Below are 18,480 nucleotides of genomic sequence, written 5' to 3'. Positions count from 1 at the left end.
TGGGCCTGCATAATGGCCTGCCACAATGGGCCTGACCTTTCCAATGGGCCCGTTGGGTCAAATAGGCCAGCTGGGCCGGGCAGTTCTGGTTAGTCCGGGCCAGACCGTGCAAGCCCCGGCAGGCAGCCACACATGGGTATACCTGAAAAGCGTTCCTGATATTCAACTATCCCCAAAAGAACCAGAACTGTCAATTGGCGCGCTTTGCGGCGCGGACGCGCAGCAGCACGGCTTGCCCGACGCCGAACCGGGCTGGCCCACAGGCAGAACTGCAGAGGCGCAGTTGCCCCGCGCTGCTTTAGGCTCTGCTCCCGGCTCTGCTCCCGGCGAGGTATCCAGCACCCGCCGTATGTCATTTACAAGCTCGCCAACGGAGGCGAAATAGTCTTCAAGGGTGCCCAGCCACTGTTCAAGGCAGGAGCGCCCCCTGGCCGCAAGGGCATACTGCCTGCGGGCCGGGCCGCTGCCTTGCAGATCCCAGGCGCAGTGCACGAGGCCCTCCTGCTCCATGCTCTTGAGCACGCGGTAGATGCCCGCCGGGTCCGGCGGCTGATCGTGAAACATGGCCATACCAGCCAGGCGCTCAAGAATGCGATAGCCGTGCAGATTTTCTTCGGCCAGCACCGTCAGGATGGCGGGGCGCACCAGCCTCACGAGGTTTTTGCCCGTGCAGGCGCAGCCCTCGAAGGGGCTTTCACCCTGAACCGAAAAATCCTGCGGGGCTGCCATGTCTGCGTCATCTTTCTTGCCGGGATGGGGCAGTGGCTTGCGTTCGTTCATTGGATTCATGCGTGTTCCGTGACTGTTGTTCCCCATGCGGGGCAGGTGTGCGCGGCAGCAGTCCGCCGCCGGACGCCTCGGAGAAAGCGCCGCTCCCGAAGATATCCTAGCCAGAGGCGCGGGCCTTGTCGAGTCTGCCCGGCGGGGGATTGCCGCTATTCTGCACGGACATAATCAAAGTGCGGTGCTCTGTTATTTGACTTGGTCTAGTAGTGAGGATACTCGAATAGTATCGGTTTCAACAACAAACGTGCGCCATGGCGGGCAGGGCACAGACAGTGTGCAGGCAGGGCGTGGCCAGGCCCGGACAAGGCACGCCCAGGCCAGAAAAAAGGCCGGAAAAGGCACGTAAGGACGCCCACAGGCGCGGATACGCCCGGATACGCTCGGATACGCGCGAAAAAGGCGGTACAGCCGTCAGGAGGCATGCCATGCCAGAGGCTACGGCGAAGGAATTTTCCGTCAGTGAAGAAGCGCGTCTGCTGCTGGACACCACTGTCAGCGACAGGCGCATAGCCCATCTGCTCGAAAAGGCGGACAGCATGAGCCGTAGCCTGGCAGACAGCCGGGGCTTTGTCTGGGCGGCCATAGGCATTGACAGCACGCCCTGCGACATGGGCTGCACGTTTTGCAGTCAGGCCGCGCGCTGGGACGTTTACAAGACTGCCCCGCCCCTGACGGCAGAGACTATTGTGGAAAAGGCCGGGCAACTGGCCGACGGGGGGGCGGATTTTGTGGTTCTGCGCACGACGCAGCACTACCCCCTGGATGCTTTGCAGCGCCTGGGCCGCCTGACGCGGGATCGCATCGGCAGCGACATCCATCTTGTCATCAATACGGGCGAAATGGGTTCCGACGATATCAGGGCGCTCAGGGATTCGGGCTTTACCATGTCCTACCATGTGGTCAGGCTGCGCGAGGGAGTGGACACGGGACACAGCGTGGACATGCGCCTGCGCACCATCGAGAATGTACTCAAGGGCGGCCTTGAATTGCAATATCTCATTGAGCCTCTGGGGCCGGAACACAGCCCTGAAGAAATACTGGTCGAGGCCCGTCGCGCCCGCGAGGTGGGGGCATCGGGCACGGGCGTCATGGCCCGCGTGCCCATCATGGGCACGCCGCTGGCCCGTTACGGGCAGGTGTCCGACGCCTATCTCAAACGGGTGGCCGCCCTTGCCCGGCTGGAGTATCCCGACGGCGGGCGGCATCTCTGCGTACATCCGCCCACGCCCGCGACCCTGCGCTGCGGCGCCAATACCATTATTGTGGAGCAGGCCGCCAACCCCCGCGACACGTCCTCGAGCGCCAGCCCCTGGCGTGGGTTTGACCTGCCTGGCGCACGCGCTGTGCTGCGCGAGGCGGGGCTTGAGGTGCGCCAGGCCAGGGCCGAAGCGTGAAGTTTGCACGGGCATGGGCTGTCCGGCTGTGGCGCGTGGCCGCGCCCTGGCTGTTCGGTCTTGGCCTGTGGCAGGCCATTGCCCTGATGGTTTCGGCGGTGAGGGGCATACCCTTTCCAAGCCCCTGGCAGGTGGCCCAGGTGCTCTGGGACATGGCGCTGGGCATGATCTTTCTGGAACACTCGCTCTACCACCACCTTGGCATGAGCCTGCAACGCTGGGCTGAAGGCTTTGGGCTGGGCCTTGGGGCCGGGCTTGTCTATGCCCTGGCGGCTGGCGGGAGCGAGGGGGTGCGGCGCGTCACCATGCCCACGGTGGAGGTCATACAGGTCATCCCCGGTCTTGCCTGGATACCGGTGGCCATACTGCTGTTCGGCCTCAACCACACGGCCACGGTGACCATCATCGTGCTCACCACATTTCCGGCTGTGGCCATTGCGGGCGTTATGGGCGTGCGCAGCGTGGATCAGCGTTATCTGCGGGCGGGGCGCATGTGCGGGGCCGGGCCTTTGGCCCTGTTTGCCACGGTGTCCCTGCCCTGCGCGCTGCCGCATCTGCTGAGCGGACTGCGCATCGGCATGGGGGCGGCCTGGCGCGTGCTGGTGGCGGCGGAAATGGTGGTGGGCTCCGGTGACGGGCTTGGCTATGCCATCATTCAGTCGCGCTGGACAATGGACTATGTTTCGGCCTTTGCCTGCATTGCCGTTATCGCCATATTGGGACTCGGCATGGAACGGCTCGTGCTCATGCCGCTGGAACGGCGCACGCTGGCGCGCTGGGGCATGGTGGCCGCCGCCGGGACAGCCTCAGGCGCGGAGGCCGCATGAACAGCATGACGCCGAACTCGCCGCAGGCTTCCACAGAAGTGATGGGGACTTCCGGGCCTTTGGGTTCCCCCGAACTTCGGGACACGCCGGGATTTTGGGATTTATCCAAGATTCCGGGCACACACGAAGCGGTGGCCCCGCACGAAGCCGTGCCTCCGCACGAAGCCGCGATTCCGCGCCAAGCCGTTACCCAACACGAAGCGGTGACCCCGCACGAAGCCGTGCCTCCGCGCGAAGCCGTTACCCAACACGAAGTCATGCCCCCGCGCGAAGCCGCGATTCCACCCCAAGCCGAGCCTCATCACGAAGCCGTGGTTCTACCCCAAGCTGCCCCTCATCACGAAGCCATAATTTCCCAGGAACCTTCGCAGGGCATGCCGCTTCTGGAGTTGCGGCAGGTGAGCAAAATATTTGGCGGGCAGGACGGTCGCGCCGACGTGACGGCCTTGCGCGGGCTGAATCTTACACTGCACGCCGGGGAATTTCTGGCAGTGGTCGGGGCCAGCGGCAGCGGCAAGTCCACGCTGATTGATCTGGCTGCGGGTTTTACCCGCCCCAGCGCGGGCGAGGTGCTTCTTGAAGGGCGCGCCGTCGCGGGGCCGGGGCCGGACAGGGTGGTGGTTTTTCAGGATCACGCGGTCTTCCCCTGGTACACGGCCGAGGGCAATGTGGCCTACGGCCTGCGCCGTCAGGGCGTCAGCCGTGCCGAGGCCCGCGCGCGCGCCCGTGAGGCTCTGGAACAGGTAGGCCTGAAAGATTTTGTCAAAGCCTGGCCGGTTTCGCTTTCGGGCGGCATGCGGCAGCGGGTGGCACTGGCCAGAGCCTTGGTGCTGCGTCCGTCGATTCTGCTGCTGGACGAGCCTTTCGCCTCGCTGGACGTCATGACCCGCCATAGGCTTCAGGATCAGCTTGTGACCCTGTGGCAGCAGTGCGGATGGAGCGTCATCTTTGTCACCCATATGCTGGACGAGGCTGTCTATCTGGCTGACAGGGTCGTGGTGCTGCACAGGCCTCCTCACGGGCTGGGCTGTCAGGAAAACGTGGTCGCGCCTCGGCCGCGCTGCCGTGATGATGCGGCCCTTGCGGCTCTGGCCGCGAAGCTTGAAGGGCAGTTGCGCGTGAGCACGGAGCCTGCAGATGGCCTGAAAATGTGGCCTGAAAACGGAGCCTGAACACGGGGGCAATACTGTAGGTTGCTGCCCGCATTCCCCGTGAACCGCAACGGTGGCAGCGCAGCCGCCAACCGGGCTTCTTCCCAAAAATATCTCCGGCAGGCGTCTTTTGCCCGACTGAGCTGCGGAATGATCCGCAGGGAAATTTTAAGGGAACGCCGCCAAACGAAATACCTGCGCGTTTCCAGAAGGCTCTTTATTCAGGGCTTTTTTAACGGTCTTTCACCCTTCAACACGTCAAACAGCCAGAACGGGAGAATTTTATGCGTAAAACACGCTTGTTGTCGCGTTGGCCCCTTTTGATCCTGCTGCTTTTCGCGAACTGTCTTCTGCCCGCAGTGGGCGCGGGCAGTGTTCGGGCGGCGCAGGGCCAGCCCCAGGGCCAGCCTCAGGGCCAGCCCCAGAGCCAGGCGCAAGGCCAGACGCAAGGGCAGGCGCAGGTCTGCCGTCTGGCCTATACCGCCAAGGGCTATTATGCGCCGCAGTTTCTGGCCATGCGCAAGGGCTGGTTTGAGGCTGACGGCGTCAAGGTTCAGGAGGTGAACCTTGGCATGAGTGCGGGTGTCGCCGGGGCCGAGGCGCTGGTCAGCGGCAGCGCCGATGTGGCTGTTATGGGCGACGTGCCCGCGTTGATCGCCCTTGCCAGCGAGCGGGACTGCGTACTCATTGGCGCGTATGGCGGCGGCGAAAAGATGCATTCCATCATGACGGGTGAAAAGTCGGGCATCACCAGCCCCGCTGATCTTCGCGGCAAGCGCCTGGGCGTGCAGTTCGGCTCCAGCACGCACGGGGCTGTCTATCTTTATCTCAAGGCGCAGGGCGTAAACCCGGCGGACGTGACACTGGTCAACATTTCGCAAAAAGAGCTTATCGAAGCGCTTATAGCTGGCTCCATCGACGCTCTGGCCGCTTCCGAGCCGACGCCCACGCTCACGCTGGAAAAAGCGCCCGGCAGCCGGGAGCTTGCCAATCTTTCGGGCCTTGGCAATGATTATCCCTTGCTGATCGTGGCCTCCCGCGCATACGCCGACGCCCATCCTGAGGCCATACAGGCTGTTGTGGACGGAACCGCCAGGGCCGTGGCCTTTATCAATGCGGACCCCGTGGCCGCCGGGACTGAAACCGCCGCTGTCACGGGCGCGCCTGCGGCACTGGAGACAGGTATGTTCCGCAAAATGGAATGGCGGCTGCGCCTGGACGAACAGACGCTTAAAAGCCTTGGCATCACAGCAGAATTTTTGCACAGCATAGGCAAGCTCAAAAAAGTTCCCGACCTTGAGGCCCGCTCACGACCGCAGTTTGTGCAAAAGGCTGTCGGCAGTCATTAGCTCATATCACTTTTGAAATACGTAACATTTTGGGGTTCAACGCCGCCACGCAGTAACAGTTTCGTTTCAAATCAGAAAAAGCGTCATCCCCGCCAAAAACAATAAAGGTTTTAGAGCAGTTTACGAATGAAATGAGTTAAATGCTCTGCAAGGATTTTTCTGAAAATCCTTGCCACGAAATGCGAGTAGGCGGGCTTTTGCCTGCCGTACGCGAGCATTTCAAGTGTTAAATGCTCTAGGGGGAGGGGGCGTGGGGGAGGAGACCCTTTTGCAAAAGGGTCCCTCCCCCACACAGTCTTTCACCGTGAAAAGGTTCTTGAGCGTACTGCCTGTCTGACAATAACAAGCGCCCTCTGCATGGGCAGAGGGCGCTTGTTTATTCAGTGGGTCAGAGGCTTGCGGGCTTACTTGGCCTGCTGATCGCCAGAAGCTGCCGGAGCCTCAGCCGGATCCGCGTGGGGTTGCGCGGCTGGTGCAGGCTCCACGACCGGGGCCGCGGGGTCGGCAGCAGGGGTTCCGGTGGCTGCGGAGGTTCCAGAAGCCGCGCCGTCGCCCTTGACTTGACCCTTGATCTCACCCGTGCCTGGCGCGGGCGTGCTGGCGGCATCGCCGGTCTTGCCGAATTTGGCGTCCATTTCTTCCATCATCTTGGCATCGTAGCCCGAGGCTTCCGACGCGGCCTTTTTAAGCGCCTCGTCAATGGGGGATGCCTGCGTGTCCGCATCCGGTTTGGCGCTTTCAGGGGCGGGGGCCTGCGGTGCGGCGGCGTCAGGAGCAGATGTTTCGGGCGTCGCAGATTCGCCAGCAGGTGCGGCAGGGGCCGTAGCGCCAGGGGCCGTAGTGTTTGGGGCCGTAGTGTTTGGGGTTGCAGCGCCAGGGGCCGTAGCTTCAGGTGCAGCGTTTTCCGGGGTTGCGCCTTCCGGGGCCGGGGCTTCGCTGGCGGGAGCTTCAGGCGTGGTGGCGGGCGCGGGGTTCAGTATTTCTTCAAGATGGCTCAGTTTGGCCTGGGGAACGGCCTTGAGCTGCGGGCCAAGCAACAGGGAGCCGGGCTGGGCCAGCAAGATGACGATGACCGTGCAGATGAGCAGCGCGCCGCCCATGCCGCCGTGAGCGCCCTTGCGCACCATGCGGGCCAGAAGGACGGCGGCCGCGATGCATATGACGCCGATAATGGGCAGGGCCTTGAGGCCGAGGACTATTGCGCGCTGGTCTGCGGTGAGGGTGAACTTGAAGAAGCCTCCCATCCAGTCCAGCGTGGGGCCGAAGCCCGCCGCCGTCAGGGCCATGCCCGCGTGCAGCAGGCAGAGCGCGGCAAAGATGAAGAACAGTCGGCCGCCAAGGCCCGTGAGGCGCAGCAGCGCCTTGCCCAGCAAGGGGGCCGCGAGGCATATGACGGTGAGCGCGGCGCCGACGGGATCATAGGCCGTGAGGCTCAGCACAGCGGCCACGGCAAGGCTTATCCACATAAAGGCGATTCCGGCCCTGTCCTTGCGCGAGGCCGCAAGGTCGCCGGGGGCGGTGCGCAGCACGCGCACCCAGGAAACGCAGGCAACAATGGCCAGCCAGGGCAGCAGGCCCGCAGCGGCTACGAGCAGGGGCAGCCACCATTTGGCGCTGGGCCAGGGCCAGAGCATGAGGCGTTCGCCCAGAAATTTCAGATATCCGTCGGGCTGCTGCCAGAGCATGACGCCGCCAAGCCAGCAGGCCACCATAAGCAGCAGGAGCACAAAGCCGGTGACGCCGTCCAGTCCCTGCGCCCGACGGAAAGAGCCACGCCAGCCCAGGAAGAAAATACTGGCCACCAGAGGCAGCATGAGGTGGAAGAGTCCCCCCGTGAGTCCGGCCAGCGCTGCCAGCACAAAGCCAGCGGGCAGGCTTATCCAGGCCTGGGGTTTTTGCCAGCCGTGGCAGAGCAGGGCCAGGGCAAAGAGGGTAAGGGCGGCGGCAAGGCTTTCCGGCCCGGTAAAATGGGCCAGAGGCACAAAGAGCGGTGCGGCCAGAAGGATCATGCCTCCTGCCAGCGCCGCCTGCGAGTTCAGGCCAGCCACGCGGGACAGCGTCCACGCGCCCAAAAGGCAGAGCAGTGCGCCCGCAAGACCCGCAAGGGGGAAGAGCAGGGGGCCAAAATTGGGGCCAGCCGTGGCCATGAGGCTCTGCATGCCCGCAAGGTACCAGTGGTACACAGGCCAGTGGGCAAGGCCGGGAGCGGCCGGGGCGAGCCACAGCCCTGTCTGGCTGGTCTGGTTGAACACAAGGATGCTTTCAGCCTCGCGCGGGCAGTACAGGGCATTGCCCATAAAGGCGGGCCACGCCTGCGCCAGCAGTATCAAAAGCAGAAAAAACGGCCCGACGCGGCTGGCGGCCTCAAAAATCTTTTGCGCGGCATTGGGTTTTACCGTGGCTTCCGGGGCCGCGCTGGCGGCAGCCGTGGCGGCGTTTTGCCCGTCAGCGGATTTGCCCGCCCTTGCCCGCCATGAGGAGAGCATGCCCCGTCCTTTGGGCTTGCCGTTGTCCTTGTCGCCATCCTGGCTGGCCGCGTTCCGGGCGTAGTCCTGCTGGACAGAACCGGACGAAGAACCGGACGAGGGGCCGGACGACGGGCCGGACGAGGGGCTGTACGCATGGTCGTACGCGGAGCCAGCGCTGTGGGAATCCTGCGGAGCTTGCGGCGGGGAGGAGGCGTCTTGCTGGTTGGCGGCTGCCCGGTCGAAAGACAGGGGGCCTGTCCCTTGCGAGTCACCAGCCGCGTTGGCCTGAGCGTCCTTGCCGTGCCCGCTGGAAGGGGCCTGGGCGGCATTATCCACGCGGCTGTGCTGGTCGTCTTCAGGCGTGGTGGGGTTCTGGGTCATGGATTCGCTCCTTCAGAAGTTGCCGCCTGTCCCACGAGTAGCACATGCCGGGACTGGCGGGCGTCAAGGTCAAGTTCCACAGTATGCCCTTGCACGGGCAGGTTCTGGCCGTTCAGGATATTTCTTGCGCCGCGCACCGGGCCTGGCAGGGTGCAGGCAAGGCGCTGGCTTTTATTGGAAAAATTGGCGGCCAGCAGCCAGTAGCCGCCACCGGGCAGGGTGCTCAGCACGCCCACGCAGCCTGCGGGGCCGGAAAAAATGGCCACCACGCGGCCTGAGGCCAGCCCGGCATCGCGCCGGGCGCGCAAAAGCGCGGCCAGTTCGTGAACAAAACTCTGTTTGTCCGCCCACTGCCTGTCAAGAGCGCCGAAAGCCAGGGGCGCGGGCGGTACTGACCCCACAAGGCCCATGCGCTCCTCCCACAGGGGCACATTGCCCATGCTGGCTGGCAGGCCCGCCGGGGGCTGCGGCAGGTTGAGCGCGCCTGTCATGTCCTGCGGGCTGATAAAGGCCAGCCCCGGAAGCCCGATGCGAAAAGAGAGCAGCAGCAATACCGTTTGCCGCATGGCCGCAGTGTGCGCGGGTTTTGTGGCGGTTGTGGCGTCCAGCCCAAGGGCCAGGGCCGCAAGACCAGCCTGCGTTGTCCACAGCGCGGTGTCTTCGGGCGAGGCCTTGGCCAGTTGCTGCGCCCGGCGCACCATGTCCCTGCCCTGAGGAAGATCCAGCAGGGGCCGCCAGTCCACGCGCTGCAAGTCCTTTTGCCCGCGCGCCAGACGGCTGTGATCCACTCCCTGCTCCAGCGAGGCGCGCAAAAGCCGCGTCAGGGGGGCGGCGTCGCCGCTCAGCAGGGCGTAAGCCGCAGCGGGTTCGGTAATGACGTCCCGCGTAAAATCCACGGCCGTGTCCAGCACCGATTTGGTCAGGGAGGGCGGCAGAACGTCGTCCTGCATGGCCCAGCCGCCGTAGCGGTGTATCTCGCGCGAAAGGGCGTCCAGCGCTTCCAGCCCCGGCGTCAGTTCCGCCAGACTGGAGGCATCGGCCTGACGGCTGGCAGATTGGCCTTTGGTTTTGCTCACGGACGGCTTCATTGCCTGGCCCATTTCCTGCCCAGGCGTCGCGCTTGCCTGTGCGGCGGGCACATCCAGCCCCATGAGCGCTTCCAGGCGCAGACCCGCGAGGGTGTGTTGCTGCAAGCCGGTATGGCGTATGACCGCTGCCGAAAATATGCGCCGGGCCTGCCCCGACGGATCCTGCCACAGCAGGACGGGGCGCAGCGCGTTGCCGCTGTAGCGGTACACCCAGCGCCGTACTTGCCCGTCCGCGCCGCGTACCTCGCCCGTGACGGCCCAGCCGCCGGGCGTTGCCCAGGGCAGGGTGTCGCGGCTGAGACCTGCGGGCAGAAGCCCCCGCTGCACAAGGGTCTGCACGGCCTGCGGGCGCAGGGGCAGGCAGTCCCATTCATCACCTGTGACAGGCAGGGCGTCCCAATCTTTTTGCGGCACGGCCATCATGGCATAGAGGCCGTCAAAACGCGAGGCGCGGCGCGCCTGCAGGATAAAGTCCGGCCCAAGGCCAGTGGCGGCCGGGGGCAGTTCACCACCCATCTGGATGTCCTGTTTTTCCAGACGGGACGCGGTGTTCTCAAAATCTTCCTCTGTTCCCATGGCCGGGTCCAGACGCAGGGCCGCCACATTGACGCCGCCGGGCGTGGACATCTTCTGGCTGCCCCAGATGTCGCCCTTTTCGCCCGTGGGCGCGGCAAAAAGTCCGTTCAGGCCAGCCTGACCCAGAAATTCCGGCAGCCCGGACAGGCCGAGGGCCTTCCAGAAGGGCTGACCCGACGTGACCGTATGCGGGTTCACGTCCAGCCATGAAGGCGCGGCGGAGAGCAGCAAAGGAACCCGGCGGGCGGCGGCGCTGTTGCGCCAGATGCGTTCCGTGCCGGAGACCTGGGCTGTCAGCTCCTGGGTGGAGCCGAGCATGGACTGGCGCTCAAGCCATTGCAGATAGCCGGGATCAGCGCGCGGCAGAACGCCGTTTGAGGCGGAAACCGCTTGAGATGCGCCGGACGCGCGCCGTGCAGCGCCCTCCTGCCGTGGCGTGCAGGCGCAAAGCAGCAGGGCCAGCACGCAGAAAAAGAGCGGCAGCAGGCGCAACGGCGGCACGGAAGCCGCAAGAAAAGGGCGGCACTGCGCCGCGCACGACATGGGCCGCGTCTGCCCCGTGATCAGGACCGGGCCTCTTCCTCTGCCTTGGCCGTATTCCACAGTTCGTCCTTTTCGTCGAGGCTCAGGGCCGTAAAGTCCTGCCCCTGCTGGCGTGCCAGTTCTTCCATGCGGGCAAAGCGCTTCAGAAAGCGGCGCGTGGCAAGGTCAAGGGCCTCGCTGGCCTTGATGCCCTTGCGGCGTCCCAGTTCTGTAATGCTGAAAAGCAGGTCGCCCAGTTCGTGCTTTTGCGCCTCGGCATCGTTGCTGGCGGATGCGTCCAGCCACTCCAGCCATTCGGCTTCAACCTGCTGTTCCACCTCTTCGTCCTCGGGCCAGGTAAAGCCGACGCGGGCAGCCTTGGAGTGGATGCGGTAGGCTTTCAGCAGGGGGGGCAGGCTTTCCGGCAGGCTGTCATAGAGCCCCTTGGGCTTGCCCTCTTCGTCGGCATGCTCGGCCCTTTTGATTTTTTCCCAGGCTTTGAGCTGTTCGTCCAGGCTGTCAAAAACCGTGTCGCCAAAAACGTGCGGATGGCGGCGGATCATCTTGGCCTTGTTGTTGTTGAGGGCATCGGCAAAGCTGAACTGCCCTTCCTTTTCATACAGGCGGGCCACAAAAAGCAGCAGAAAGGCCACATCGCCCAGCTCTTCGCGGATGTCGGCCACATTGCCGGAGCGTATGGCGCTGACCAGTTCGTGGCTTTCTTCAATGACGTAGTCGGCCAGGGACTGGGCGGTCTGCTCCTTGTCCCAGGGACAGCCCTCGGGACTGGTGAGTTTGTCAATGACGGCCTGCAATTCTTCAACTGCGCTCTTTTCCATAGAGTCTACGCTTCCTTGCCTGTTACGGATGCAGTGTTACGGAAATGCTGATGTATTTCGTTTTGCGGATTTGCTTCACTTTTTTTGAAACAACAGAGGCCGTAAGAGTCCACTCTTGTTTCAAAAAAAGCTCGCGCCTTGCCAAACGAGATACCTGCGCGTTTCCAGGAAGTTCTTTAAGAGTGCTTCCTTAAAGCCCAAGACGCGATACGAGGTCGGGCGGCAGCCAGCCACGAACCTGCGCCGAGAGGGCGACAAAATAGGGCGGCACACGGCTGTGCTGCATAAAGGCCGCCTGTGAGAAATATTTTTGCAGCACAAGCATGCACAAAGACCACAACAGCGCGCCCTTGGCAAAGCCCAGCGCGGCCCCGGCCAGTCTGTCGGCCCAACTGACAAAAGAAAGTGAAAGAATTTTTTGCAGCAGGCGGGCCAGCAGGGCCACGGATATGAGCACGCCCAGAAATACCAGTACATAGGCCGCAATGGTGCGCCACCCCGGATCGGAAATGAGGGTCAGGTGGGGCGACAGCAGATGGTGATAGGTGTGGGCAGCCCAAAAACCGCCCAACAGCGACACAATGCCCGCCACTTCGCCAACAAAGCCGTTAAGATAACCGCGTCCGGCAAAGAACGCCAGCGTCAGAACAACAATGAGGTCAAAAATATCCTGGCCCATGGTTTCTCCCTGAACGTGCCCCTTGCGTGTGCCTTTGGCGCCGCGCTCGCATGCGTGCGCCAGCGGGCAGCGCCAGACACCATAGCAAAAGCGTGGGCGCGGCACAATGCGTCGGGGAGGGCATGCCCCGCGCAAAGGGCATCAACCCATGGTGGTTTTGACATGATCCGTGCAGTGATTACAGTGGGCAGAGGTGGCGGCGAGAAAAGCAGCCGTTCAGAGCCAGTTCAAAGCCAGTCCCAGGCCAGTGTAAAATCAGTTCACGGCCCGTTTAAGGCCCATGTAAGGGCACGTTCAAAGCCAGTTTATAAGGAAGCCCCGTTCGCAGAGCACAATGGAAGGGAGGGGACATGACAGTACAGCAGAACAGGGGCCCGGTTGCCGGGGTCGTGCTCGCAGGGGGACTCTCCCGCCGCATGGGCAGGGACAAGGCCCTGGAACCCCTGATTGCCCCGCCGCACGCAGGCTCCCCAGAGAGCATGACGGGCGGCCATGACGGCAGCATGCTGGGCCGTATTCACTCTCTGGTGTGTTCCCTTGTGCCCGTATGTTTTGTTTCCTGCCGTGAAGACACGCCACGGCAGGGGTATGACTGCGTTTTCGACACAGTGCAGGGGGTGGGCCCCACGGCAGGTTTGCAAGCGGCCCTGCGCCGGGCACAGGAGACGGGCTATGCAGCCGTGCTGGCGCTTTCCTGCGATCTGCCGCTGATGGATGCCCCCACCTTGCGCCAATTGCTCGCGGCCAGAAATGCGGCCCCGGCCACGTGCCTTGTCACGGCATACCGCGAACGGCATACCGGGCGCGTTGAATCCCTCGTCGCCGTGTATGAGGTGGGGGCCCTGCCGTATTTTGATGGCGCTCTCGCCCAGGGGCAGCGCAGGCTTGCCAGTGTTATTCCTCAGGAATTACAATGTTTTTTGGATTACGGGCCTGAAGAGGCCGCGCCCTTTTTCAACTGCAACAGCCCCGAAGACCTGGCCCAGGCCCGGGCCCGGCTGTGCTAGACCAGATTGACTTTGAAATGCTTCACATTTCAAAGTTTTCATTCAGCCGAAAATGCGATTTGCGGCTGAATCCACGCCACGTTGTGGCGCGCTGCACTTTCGTGCAGCGTTAGAGCATGTACACTTTTTCAAAGGTAAAATGCCCTGGGCCTTGTCGGCACGAGCGCCTTTACAGCTGTTTCTGCATTGAACTTCGTCTTTTATTCCGGTTGGGTATCATCAGAGTACGCTCCCTGCATAAAGGTCGTTCCTCCTGATATGACAGAAGATTCATCTCGAGATGACACTGCCCTGAAGATCACGATTTTTTAAAAAACGTGATTTATTAATAATACCTCACTGTTATCTGGACATGCCGTTCTGTGATAAACGCACGCCTTTGGCGGAAGGCCGCGTCATCCGTTCACAAAAAGCTGTCCGGCCATATCGGGGCAGCGCGGCGGGCGGGTAGCAATAAAGAGCGACTTGGCTTACACAAATCCTGAACATAGTCCCCATCTGTCGCATACGGCAGCATTTTTTGGAGAAGCGCATGAACATCGGCTCCTATACTTTTGACGAATTTCGCCGCCTGGCGGAGAATTTTCACGGTTATGCCGCTCCCGGCCTGCTTGTGGGCGGGTATATGGTTGAGCTGGCCAAGAGGCATCTGCCCGAGGGCACGCTTTTCGAAGCAGTGGTGGAGTCCGGCAAATGCCTGCCTGACGCGGTGCAGCTGCTGACCCTGTGCAGCATTGGCAACGGCTGGATGAAAATACACAATCTGGGCCGCTATGCCGTGTCGCTTTTTGACAAGCATACGGGCGAAGGCGTGCGCGTGAGCGTTGACCCGGTGAAAATGGCCGCGTATCCCGAGATCGAAGGGTGGTTTTTAAAGAAAAAAGCCAAGAAAGATCAGGATGTACCCCGTCTTGAGGCCGAAATAGAGCAGGCTGGCGACACCATCTGCAAGGTTGAGCCGATTATGGTGAAGCGCCGCTTCATCGGGCACAAGCATATGTCGCGCATTGTCTGCTGTCCTGTGTGCGGCGAGGCCTATCCCGCTGAAGACGGCCCCGTGTGCCGGGGCTGTCAGGGCGAAGCCCCATATGTGGTGGCCCGGCGCGAAATAAAGGCCGCCGAGCGCCACGAGGCCGCCACAGGCGTGCGCGTGGTGCCCGTAGAGGAGGCCGTGGGGCAGACCCTGGTGCACGATATGACCCGCATCGACCCTGGCCAGTTCAAGGGGCCGGAGTTCAAGGCCGGACAGCGCATCAGCGTGGGCGATATCTGCCGTCTGCAACAGATGGGACGTTTTCATGTGGCGGTGACGGACGCCCCCGCCGCAGAAGGGGCTGCTCCTTCCTTTGCCTCCGGCGAGGACAATCTTGTCCACGAGAACGAGGCGGCCGAGATTTTTGCCCGCCGCATGGCGGGCGAGGGCGTGAGCTATTCCCTGCCACCGCGCGAGGGCAAGGTGGAATTTACCGCAGCCAGGGACGGCCTTTTCAGCGTGGATGTGGAACGCATGCGCCAGTTCAACCTTGTGCCTGAAATAATGGTGGCTTCGCGGCAGGACGCCACCCTGGTCAAGCAGAACGGCCCCCTGGCGGGCACGCGGGCCATTCCGCTTTTCATTTCCCGCGAGCGGCTCTCACAGGCGCTTGAGGTTCTGGAAGGCGGGCCGCTCTTCAGCGTGCTGCCCCTGCGCAAGGCGCGCGTGGGCATTCTTGTCACAGGCACGGAAGTTTTTCAGGGTATCATTGAGGACAAGTTTATCCCCGTCATTACGGCCAAGGTCACCATGCTGGGGTGCAGCGTGGTCAAGACGGATATCGTGCCCGACGACAGAGAAATGATGGTCAGGGCTGTGGCTGGAATGCGCCAGGCCGGGGCTGACCTGCTGATCACCACGGGCGGCCTTTCCGTTGATCCTGACGATGTGACGCGGCATGCCATGATGGATGCCGGCCTGACCGATGTGCTGCACGGCGTACCCGTGCTGCCGGGCACCATGAGCCTTATGGGGCGCATCCCCGGCCCCGACGGCGACATGCAGGTGCTCGGCGTGCCAGCCTGCGCGCTGTACTTCAAAACAACATTTCTGGATCTGGTGCTGCCGCGCCTGCTGTCCAACCGCGGGATTACCCGCGCCGAACTCGCGCGCATGGGCGAGGGGGGCTATTGCCTCTCCTGCCATACCTGTACCTGGCCAAAGTGCTGGTTCGGCAAATAGGCAGGGGAGGCATGCAGGCTGATGCCACAACCTAGGTCTTTTTTCCTGCCTTGCTGACGTAACAAGGCGGGACAGTGCGGAACAGTCTTCAGGGTAAAAAAATGCAACATAAAGGCGGCTGGCAGAACTGTGCTGGCTGCCTTTATTTTTTATCTGGGCAATGTCGTTGCAGAGTGTTTCAACATTGTAATGTGCTGTTTTTTTGTTGAAAAGGTAGTAAGGGTTTTGGTGCGATTTCACCAGCAATGCTGTTGGCAGCCGTAAGGCTTCTTCGTCGCCTGACGGCTGCCGCGAAAATACGCCTGAAGACAGTAATTGGTTCACGACATCTACGTGGAAGAACCGCTGTCGCTATCCGTAGCGGTGCTGTCCTGCTCCGTAAGGCGGTTCCCGCCAACGGTTCAGGCACGCCCGCAGGAACGGCCAAGGGCTACCGCGAAAATGGATATTCTCAATGCGAAAATACTCGGGGGGGGGTGCGGGGGGCTTTTGCAATAGGGCCTCCCCACAAAGTGTTTCAAAGAGGCTTTACGCATGGCGTAGATTAACGGTAACATACTTCACATTTTACCATTAATCTGCTCTAGTCCACTGGCAGACAACGTCCCTATGATACAAGCCGTTTTGCGCAGGTTTGCTCCCTTGACGGCCAGTGAAACAAGCTCTACATCCGCCGTAGCGTTGCGTTACGCCCCGGCCTCCGCAACGGTCATTGCCGAGGGCAAGGCTGTGCTGCACATTGATGGAAGTATGGATTTGAGCAGTCTTGCCTGTGTGGCAGTCAGTGAGGCTGGCAGGCTCACGGTCTGGAAGCGGGTTGTGGTCAGAGCCGCCGACGCGCAGCGGGTGGTCAGGCTGCGCGCAGATATTTTCGACGTGATACGACCGGAGAAAAAAATTGAATCGTCCTGATATTCCTTTATTGGCGCTGATTGTGCCTTGTTACAATGAAGAAGAGATTTTGCCCAAAACTATGGACGCGCTCTCAAGCGTGCTCATTGAGTGCAAGGCCAAGGGACTCATTCAGGATGAAAGCTATGCCCTGTATGTAAACGACGGCAGCGCGGACGGCACCTGGCGCTTGCTTGAAGAACGCCATGCCGCCGATCCCTTTTGCAGGGCCATCAGCTTTGCGGGCAATGCCGGTCACCAGAATGCCGTTTGGGCGGGTATGATCACCGCGCGCGACTGGGGCGTTGATTGCATCATAAGCCTTGATGCAGACCTGCAGGACGACATTGCCGCCATTCCCAGGATGCTGGAGCAGTATGCCAATGGCAGCGATATCGTTTACGGCGTGCGTTGCGACCGCAGTACCGATACCGCCTTCAAGCGGCGCACTGCGCATATGTTCTATGGTATCATGCGCTGGCTGAAAGTTCCCCTCATTCCCGACCATGCCGACTATCGGCTTGTGAGCCGCCCCGTGCTGGAGATTCTTGACAATATCCGTGAGCAGGGGCTGTTTTTGCGTGGACTGTTTCCCTCTCTGGGCTTCAGGCACAGCGAGGTGCATTATGAGCGCCGCGAGCGCACTGCGGGTGAAAGCAAGTATCCTTTCTGGAAGATGGTTTCTTTCGCCTGGAAAGGGATCACCTCATGCAGCGTGGCCCCGTTGCGCCTTGCGGGGCTTATGAGTTTTATCCTGATGCTTGCCGCGCTGGCCTACACGTGCGTTTCGCTTTTCAAGTATGTCATGGGCGATACAATCCAGGGTTGGACGTCCATGATTATTGTGGTGCTGCTGCTTGGATCTGTGCAGTTGTTTTGCCTTGCGCTCATGGGTGAATATATCGCAAAAATGTTCGCTGAGGTAAAAAACAGGCCCCGCTATATAGTGGAAAAAAAATTGTACGCAGGGCAGCCCGTCAGGGCATCCTTGCCAAAAGACGACGACCCGGAGCAGGACGCGTAGCAGCGCCAGGGGTTTCAGTGCGTGCCCGTGCAAAGAACCGCCAGCGCGTCTTGGCTGCCCTGCGCCAAAATGTGGAAGCCGGGCGGTGGAAACCGGGCGTGGAAGCGGGCGTGGAAGCGGGCGTGGAAGCGGGCGGTGGAAGCGGGCGGTGGAAGCGGGCGGTAGAAGCGGGCGTGGAAGCGGACGGCATGGTGAAGGCTGCGCCCAGCTGCGCCAGAACGCGCTGGCCTGTGACCGTGACGCGATAAAAAAACAGCGCTGCACTGTGAAAAAAAGCCCCAACGGCGCTTAAAAAAATCATCCTTCCGCAGGAATTGCGGGCGACTGGGCCGGGATCACGCGCCTTGCTCCAAATCCTCGGCTGGCGCTGCGTGGTTTCTCAGAGGCATTGCGGCAAATACCGTCGCCAGCCCGCCTGCCCGTCTGCCCGCCTGCCTGCCAGCCTGCCCGCCTGCCTCTCTGGCGTATCGCCATCCGGCTGCGCGTCCATCTGCCTTCCTTTTCTCAACCTGTCCAACGGACCAACGGGCCAACGGACCAACGGGCCAACGGACCAACGGGCCAACGGGCCAATGGAACAACGGGCCAACGGAACAACGGGCCAACGGGCCAACGGCATGTGCCCATCTGGCCGTTCGCTTGCCTGCTCTGACCTGTCGCCGCGTGGCGGTCTGCCAGCTTTCGGCCTTCGGCCCGGACTTTCCCTCGTGGCGAGGCACTTTTGTATCAAAAAGTATAATAATCATGCTCAAGTGAGGATTTGCTCAGGTAGTCTGGAGCCCATACACGGCGATCAGACGGCTTGAAAGTCACTGTTGTCTTTACCTTTTGGCATATTTTTTTTCATAAAATAACGAATAGGGTGGTTGAGTAAAATAGTATTGATTCCAGTGTGATATTACGCAAGGCGTAAAGGGGTTTTTGGCCCGCCAACCGTGGGACAGGGCCGAATGGGGTGAGTATGCGTCTGTAATGGTATGACATTTTAACATGTGGGAAAAATATCACAAACTACTGAGAATCCAATATAAAAAAACGTACGTCCTTGCGACATCACGATTTTTGTAATATGGTGACTTCGATTCTTTTTGTCGTAAGAGGGCGTCCGCATAGAGGTCGCCACAGCGATTTTTTGCGCGCCCGCCTGCCTCGGCCACGCGCATGTGATAGGCTCAAACAAGGAGAGGTCTTATGAAAAGCACCCGACGGAGTTTTCTCAAAGGTGTCGGTGCAGGGGTATTATGCCTGACACTGGGGAACCTGGGCTTCGATCTGGGCGAAGC

General features: G+C 61.6%; 15 protein-coding genes. 10 read left to right on the top strand and 5 right to left on the bottom strand.

The window, feature by feature from the left end:
• Positions 1-162 precede the first annotated feature (162 nt).
• Positions 163-789: a PadR family transcriptional regulator gene (locus tag RBR41_RS13700; protein ID WP_320353222.1), complete on the bottom strand. Its 627-nt coding sequence runs from the start codon at positions 787-789 to the stop codon at positions 163-165.
• A gap of 422 nt (positions 790-1,211) precedes the next feature.
• Here RBR41_RS13700 and RBR41_RS13695 point away from each other — a divergent pair, with 422 nt between their 5' ends.
• The 4 genes from RBR41_RS13695 (at position 1,212) to RBR41_RS13680 (ending at position 5,507) form a co-directional block, all read left to right on the top strand.
• A complete protein-coding gene (locus RBR41_RS13695; RefSeq protein ID WP_320353221.1) occupies positions 1,212-2,180 on the top strand; it encodes a radical SAM protein in 969 nt (322 codons plus the stop codon).
• The gene (locus tag RBR41_RS13690) at positions 2,177-3,007 is read left to right on the top strand and encodes an ABC transporter permease (RefSeq protein WP_320353219.1); all 831 of its coding nucleotides are present in this window, start codon (positions 2,177-2,179) and stop codon (positions 3,005-3,007) included. The genes RBR41_RS13695 and RBR41_RS13690 overlap by 4 nt, the downstream gene beginning before the upstream one ends.
• A complete protein-coding gene (locus RBR41_RS13685; RefSeq protein ID WP_320353218.1) occupies positions 3,004-4,179 on the top strand; it encodes an ABC transporter ATP-binding protein in 1,176 nt (391 codons plus the stop codon). The genes RBR41_RS13690 and RBR41_RS13685 overlap by 4 nt, the downstream gene beginning before the upstream one ends.
• A gap of 263 nt (positions 4,180-4,442) precedes the next feature.
• A complete protein-coding gene (locus RBR41_RS13680; protein WP_320353217.1) occupies positions 4,443-5,507 on the top strand; it encodes an ABC transporter substrate-binding protein in 1,065 nt (354 codons plus the stop codon).
• Positions 5,508-5,911: 404 nt separating this feature from the next.
• Here RBR41_RS13680 and RBR41_RS13675 read toward each other — a convergent pair whose 3' ends face one another.
• The 4 genes from RBR41_RS13675 to RBR41_RS13660 all read right to left on the bottom strand — a co-directional run bounded on the left by RBR41_RS13675 (position 5,912) and on the right by RBR41_RS13660 (position 12,060).
• The gene (locus tag RBR41_RS13675; RefSeq protein WP_320353216.1) at positions 5,912-8,356 is read right to left on the bottom strand and encodes a hypothetical protein; all 2,445 of its coding nucleotides are present in this window, start codon (positions 8,354-8,356) and stop codon (positions 5,912-5,914) included.
• Positions 8,353-10,563: a hypothetical protein gene (locus RBR41_RS13670; protein ID WP_320353214.1), complete on the bottom strand. Its 2,211-nt coding sequence runs from the start codon at positions 10,561-10,563 to the stop codon at positions 8,353-8,355. The genes RBR41_RS13675 and RBR41_RS13670 overlap by 4 nt, the downstream gene beginning before the upstream one ends.
• A 20-nt stretch (positions 10,564-10,583) precedes the next feature.
• Positions 10,584-11,381, bottom strand: coding sequence for a nucleoside triphosphate pyrophosphohydrolase (gene mazG, locus RBR41_RS13665; RefSeq protein ID WP_179980870.1), 798 nt, complete (start codon positions 11,379-11,381; stop codon positions 10,584-10,586).
• Positions 11,382-11,571: 190 nt separating this feature from the next.
• Positions 11,572-12,060, bottom strand: coding sequence for a CvpA family protein (locus RBR41_RS13660; protein WP_320353213.1), 489 nt, complete (start codon positions 12,058-12,060; stop codon positions 11,572-11,574).
• A gap of 350 nt (positions 12,061-12,410) precedes the next feature.
• Between RBR41_RS13660 and RBR41_RS13655 the strand changes: the two genes are divergently transcribed.
• The 6 genes from RBR41_RS13655 to RBR41_RS14650 form a co-directional block, all read left to right on the top strand.
• A complete protein-coding gene (locus RBR41_RS13655; RefSeq protein ID WP_320353212.1) occupies positions 12,411-13,067 on the top strand; it encodes a molybdenum cofactor guanylyltransferase in 657 nt (218 codons plus the stop codon).
• Between the two features lie 532 nt (positions 13,068-13,599).
• The gene (locus tag RBR41_RS13650; protein ID WP_320353211.1) at positions 13,600-15,282 is read left to right on the top strand and encodes an FmdE family protein; all 1,683 of its coding nucleotides are present in this window, start codon (positions 13,600-13,602) and stop codon (positions 15,280-15,282) included.
• 642 nt (positions 15,283-15,924) lie between these two features.
• A complete protein-coding gene (locus tag RBR41_RS13645) occupies positions 15,925-16,194 on the top strand; it encodes a hypothetical protein (RefSeq protein WP_320353210.1) in 270 nt (89 codons plus the stop codon).
• Positions 16,181-17,197, top strand: coding sequence for a glycosyltransferase family 2 protein (locus RBR41_RS13640; protein ID WP_320353209.1), 1,017 nt, complete (start codon positions 16,181-16,183; stop codon positions 17,195-17,197). The genes RBR41_RS13645 and RBR41_RS13640 overlap by 14 nt, the downstream gene beginning before the upstream one ends.
• Before the next feature lie 17 nt (positions 17,198-17,214).
• Complete coding sequence (locus RBR41_RS13635) at positions 17,215-17,445, top strand: hypothetical protein (RefSeq protein WP_320353208.1); 231 nt, start codon at positions 17,215-17,217, stop codon at positions 17,443-17,445.
• A gap of 943 nt (positions 17,446-18,388) precedes the next feature.
• Positions 18,389-18,480 (top strand): twin-arginine translocation signal domain-containing protein (locus RBR41_RS14650; RefSeq protein WP_413785163.1); only part of this gene is annotated, 92 nt, incomplete at its 3' end.

It is taken from the genome of Desulfovibrio sp. (genome assembly GCF_034006445.1).
GTDB lineage: Bacteria > Desulfobacterota > Desulfovibrionia > Desulfovibrionales > Desulfovibrionaceae > Desulfovibrio.
This window is presented reverse-complemented; position numbering and strand designations above follow the sequence as displayed.

Bases quoted from the DNA above. Each gene is read 5' to 3' on its own strand.
- RBR41_RS13680 (WP_320353217.1), top strand. From the start codon at position 4,443: ATGCGTAAAACACGCTTGTTGTCGCGTTGGCCCCTTTTGATCCTGCTG.
- RBR41_RS13695 (WP_320353221.1), top strand. From the start codon at position 1,212: ATGCCAGAGGCTACGGCGAAGGAATTTTCCGTCAGTGAAGAAGCGCGT.
- RBR41_RS13685 (WP_320353218.1), top strand. From the start codon at position 3,004: ATGAACAGCATGACGCCGAACTCGCCGCAGGCTTCCACAGAAGTGATG.
- RBR41_RS13700 (WP_320353222.1), bottom strand. From the start codon at position 789: ATGAATCCAATGAACGAACGCAAGCCACTGCCCCATCCCGGCAAGAAA.
- mazG (WP_179980870.1), bottom strand. From the start codon at position 11,381: ATGGAAAAGAGCGCAGTTGAAGAATTGCAGGCCGTCATTGACAAACTC.
- RBR41_RS13670 (WP_320353214.1), bottom strand. From the start codon at position 10,563: ATGTCGTGCGCGGCGCAGTGCCGCCCTTTTCTTGCGGCTTCCGTGCCG.
- RBR41_RS13660 (WP_320353213.1), bottom strand. From the start codon at position 12,060: ATGGGCCAGGATATTTTTGACCTCATTGTTGTTCTGACGCTGGCGTTC.
- RBR41_RS13655 (WP_320353212.1), top strand. From the start codon at position 12,411: ATGACAGTACAGCAGAACAGGGGCCCGGTTGCCGGGGTCGTGCTCGCA.
- RBR41_RS13650 (WP_320353211.1), top strand. From the start codon at position 13,600: ATGAACATCGGCTCCTATACTTTTGACGAATTTCGCCGCCTGGCGGAG.
- RBR41_RS13675 (WP_320353216.1), bottom strand. From the start codon at position 8,356: ATGACCCAGAACCCCACCACGCCTGAAGACGACCAGCACAGCCGCGTG.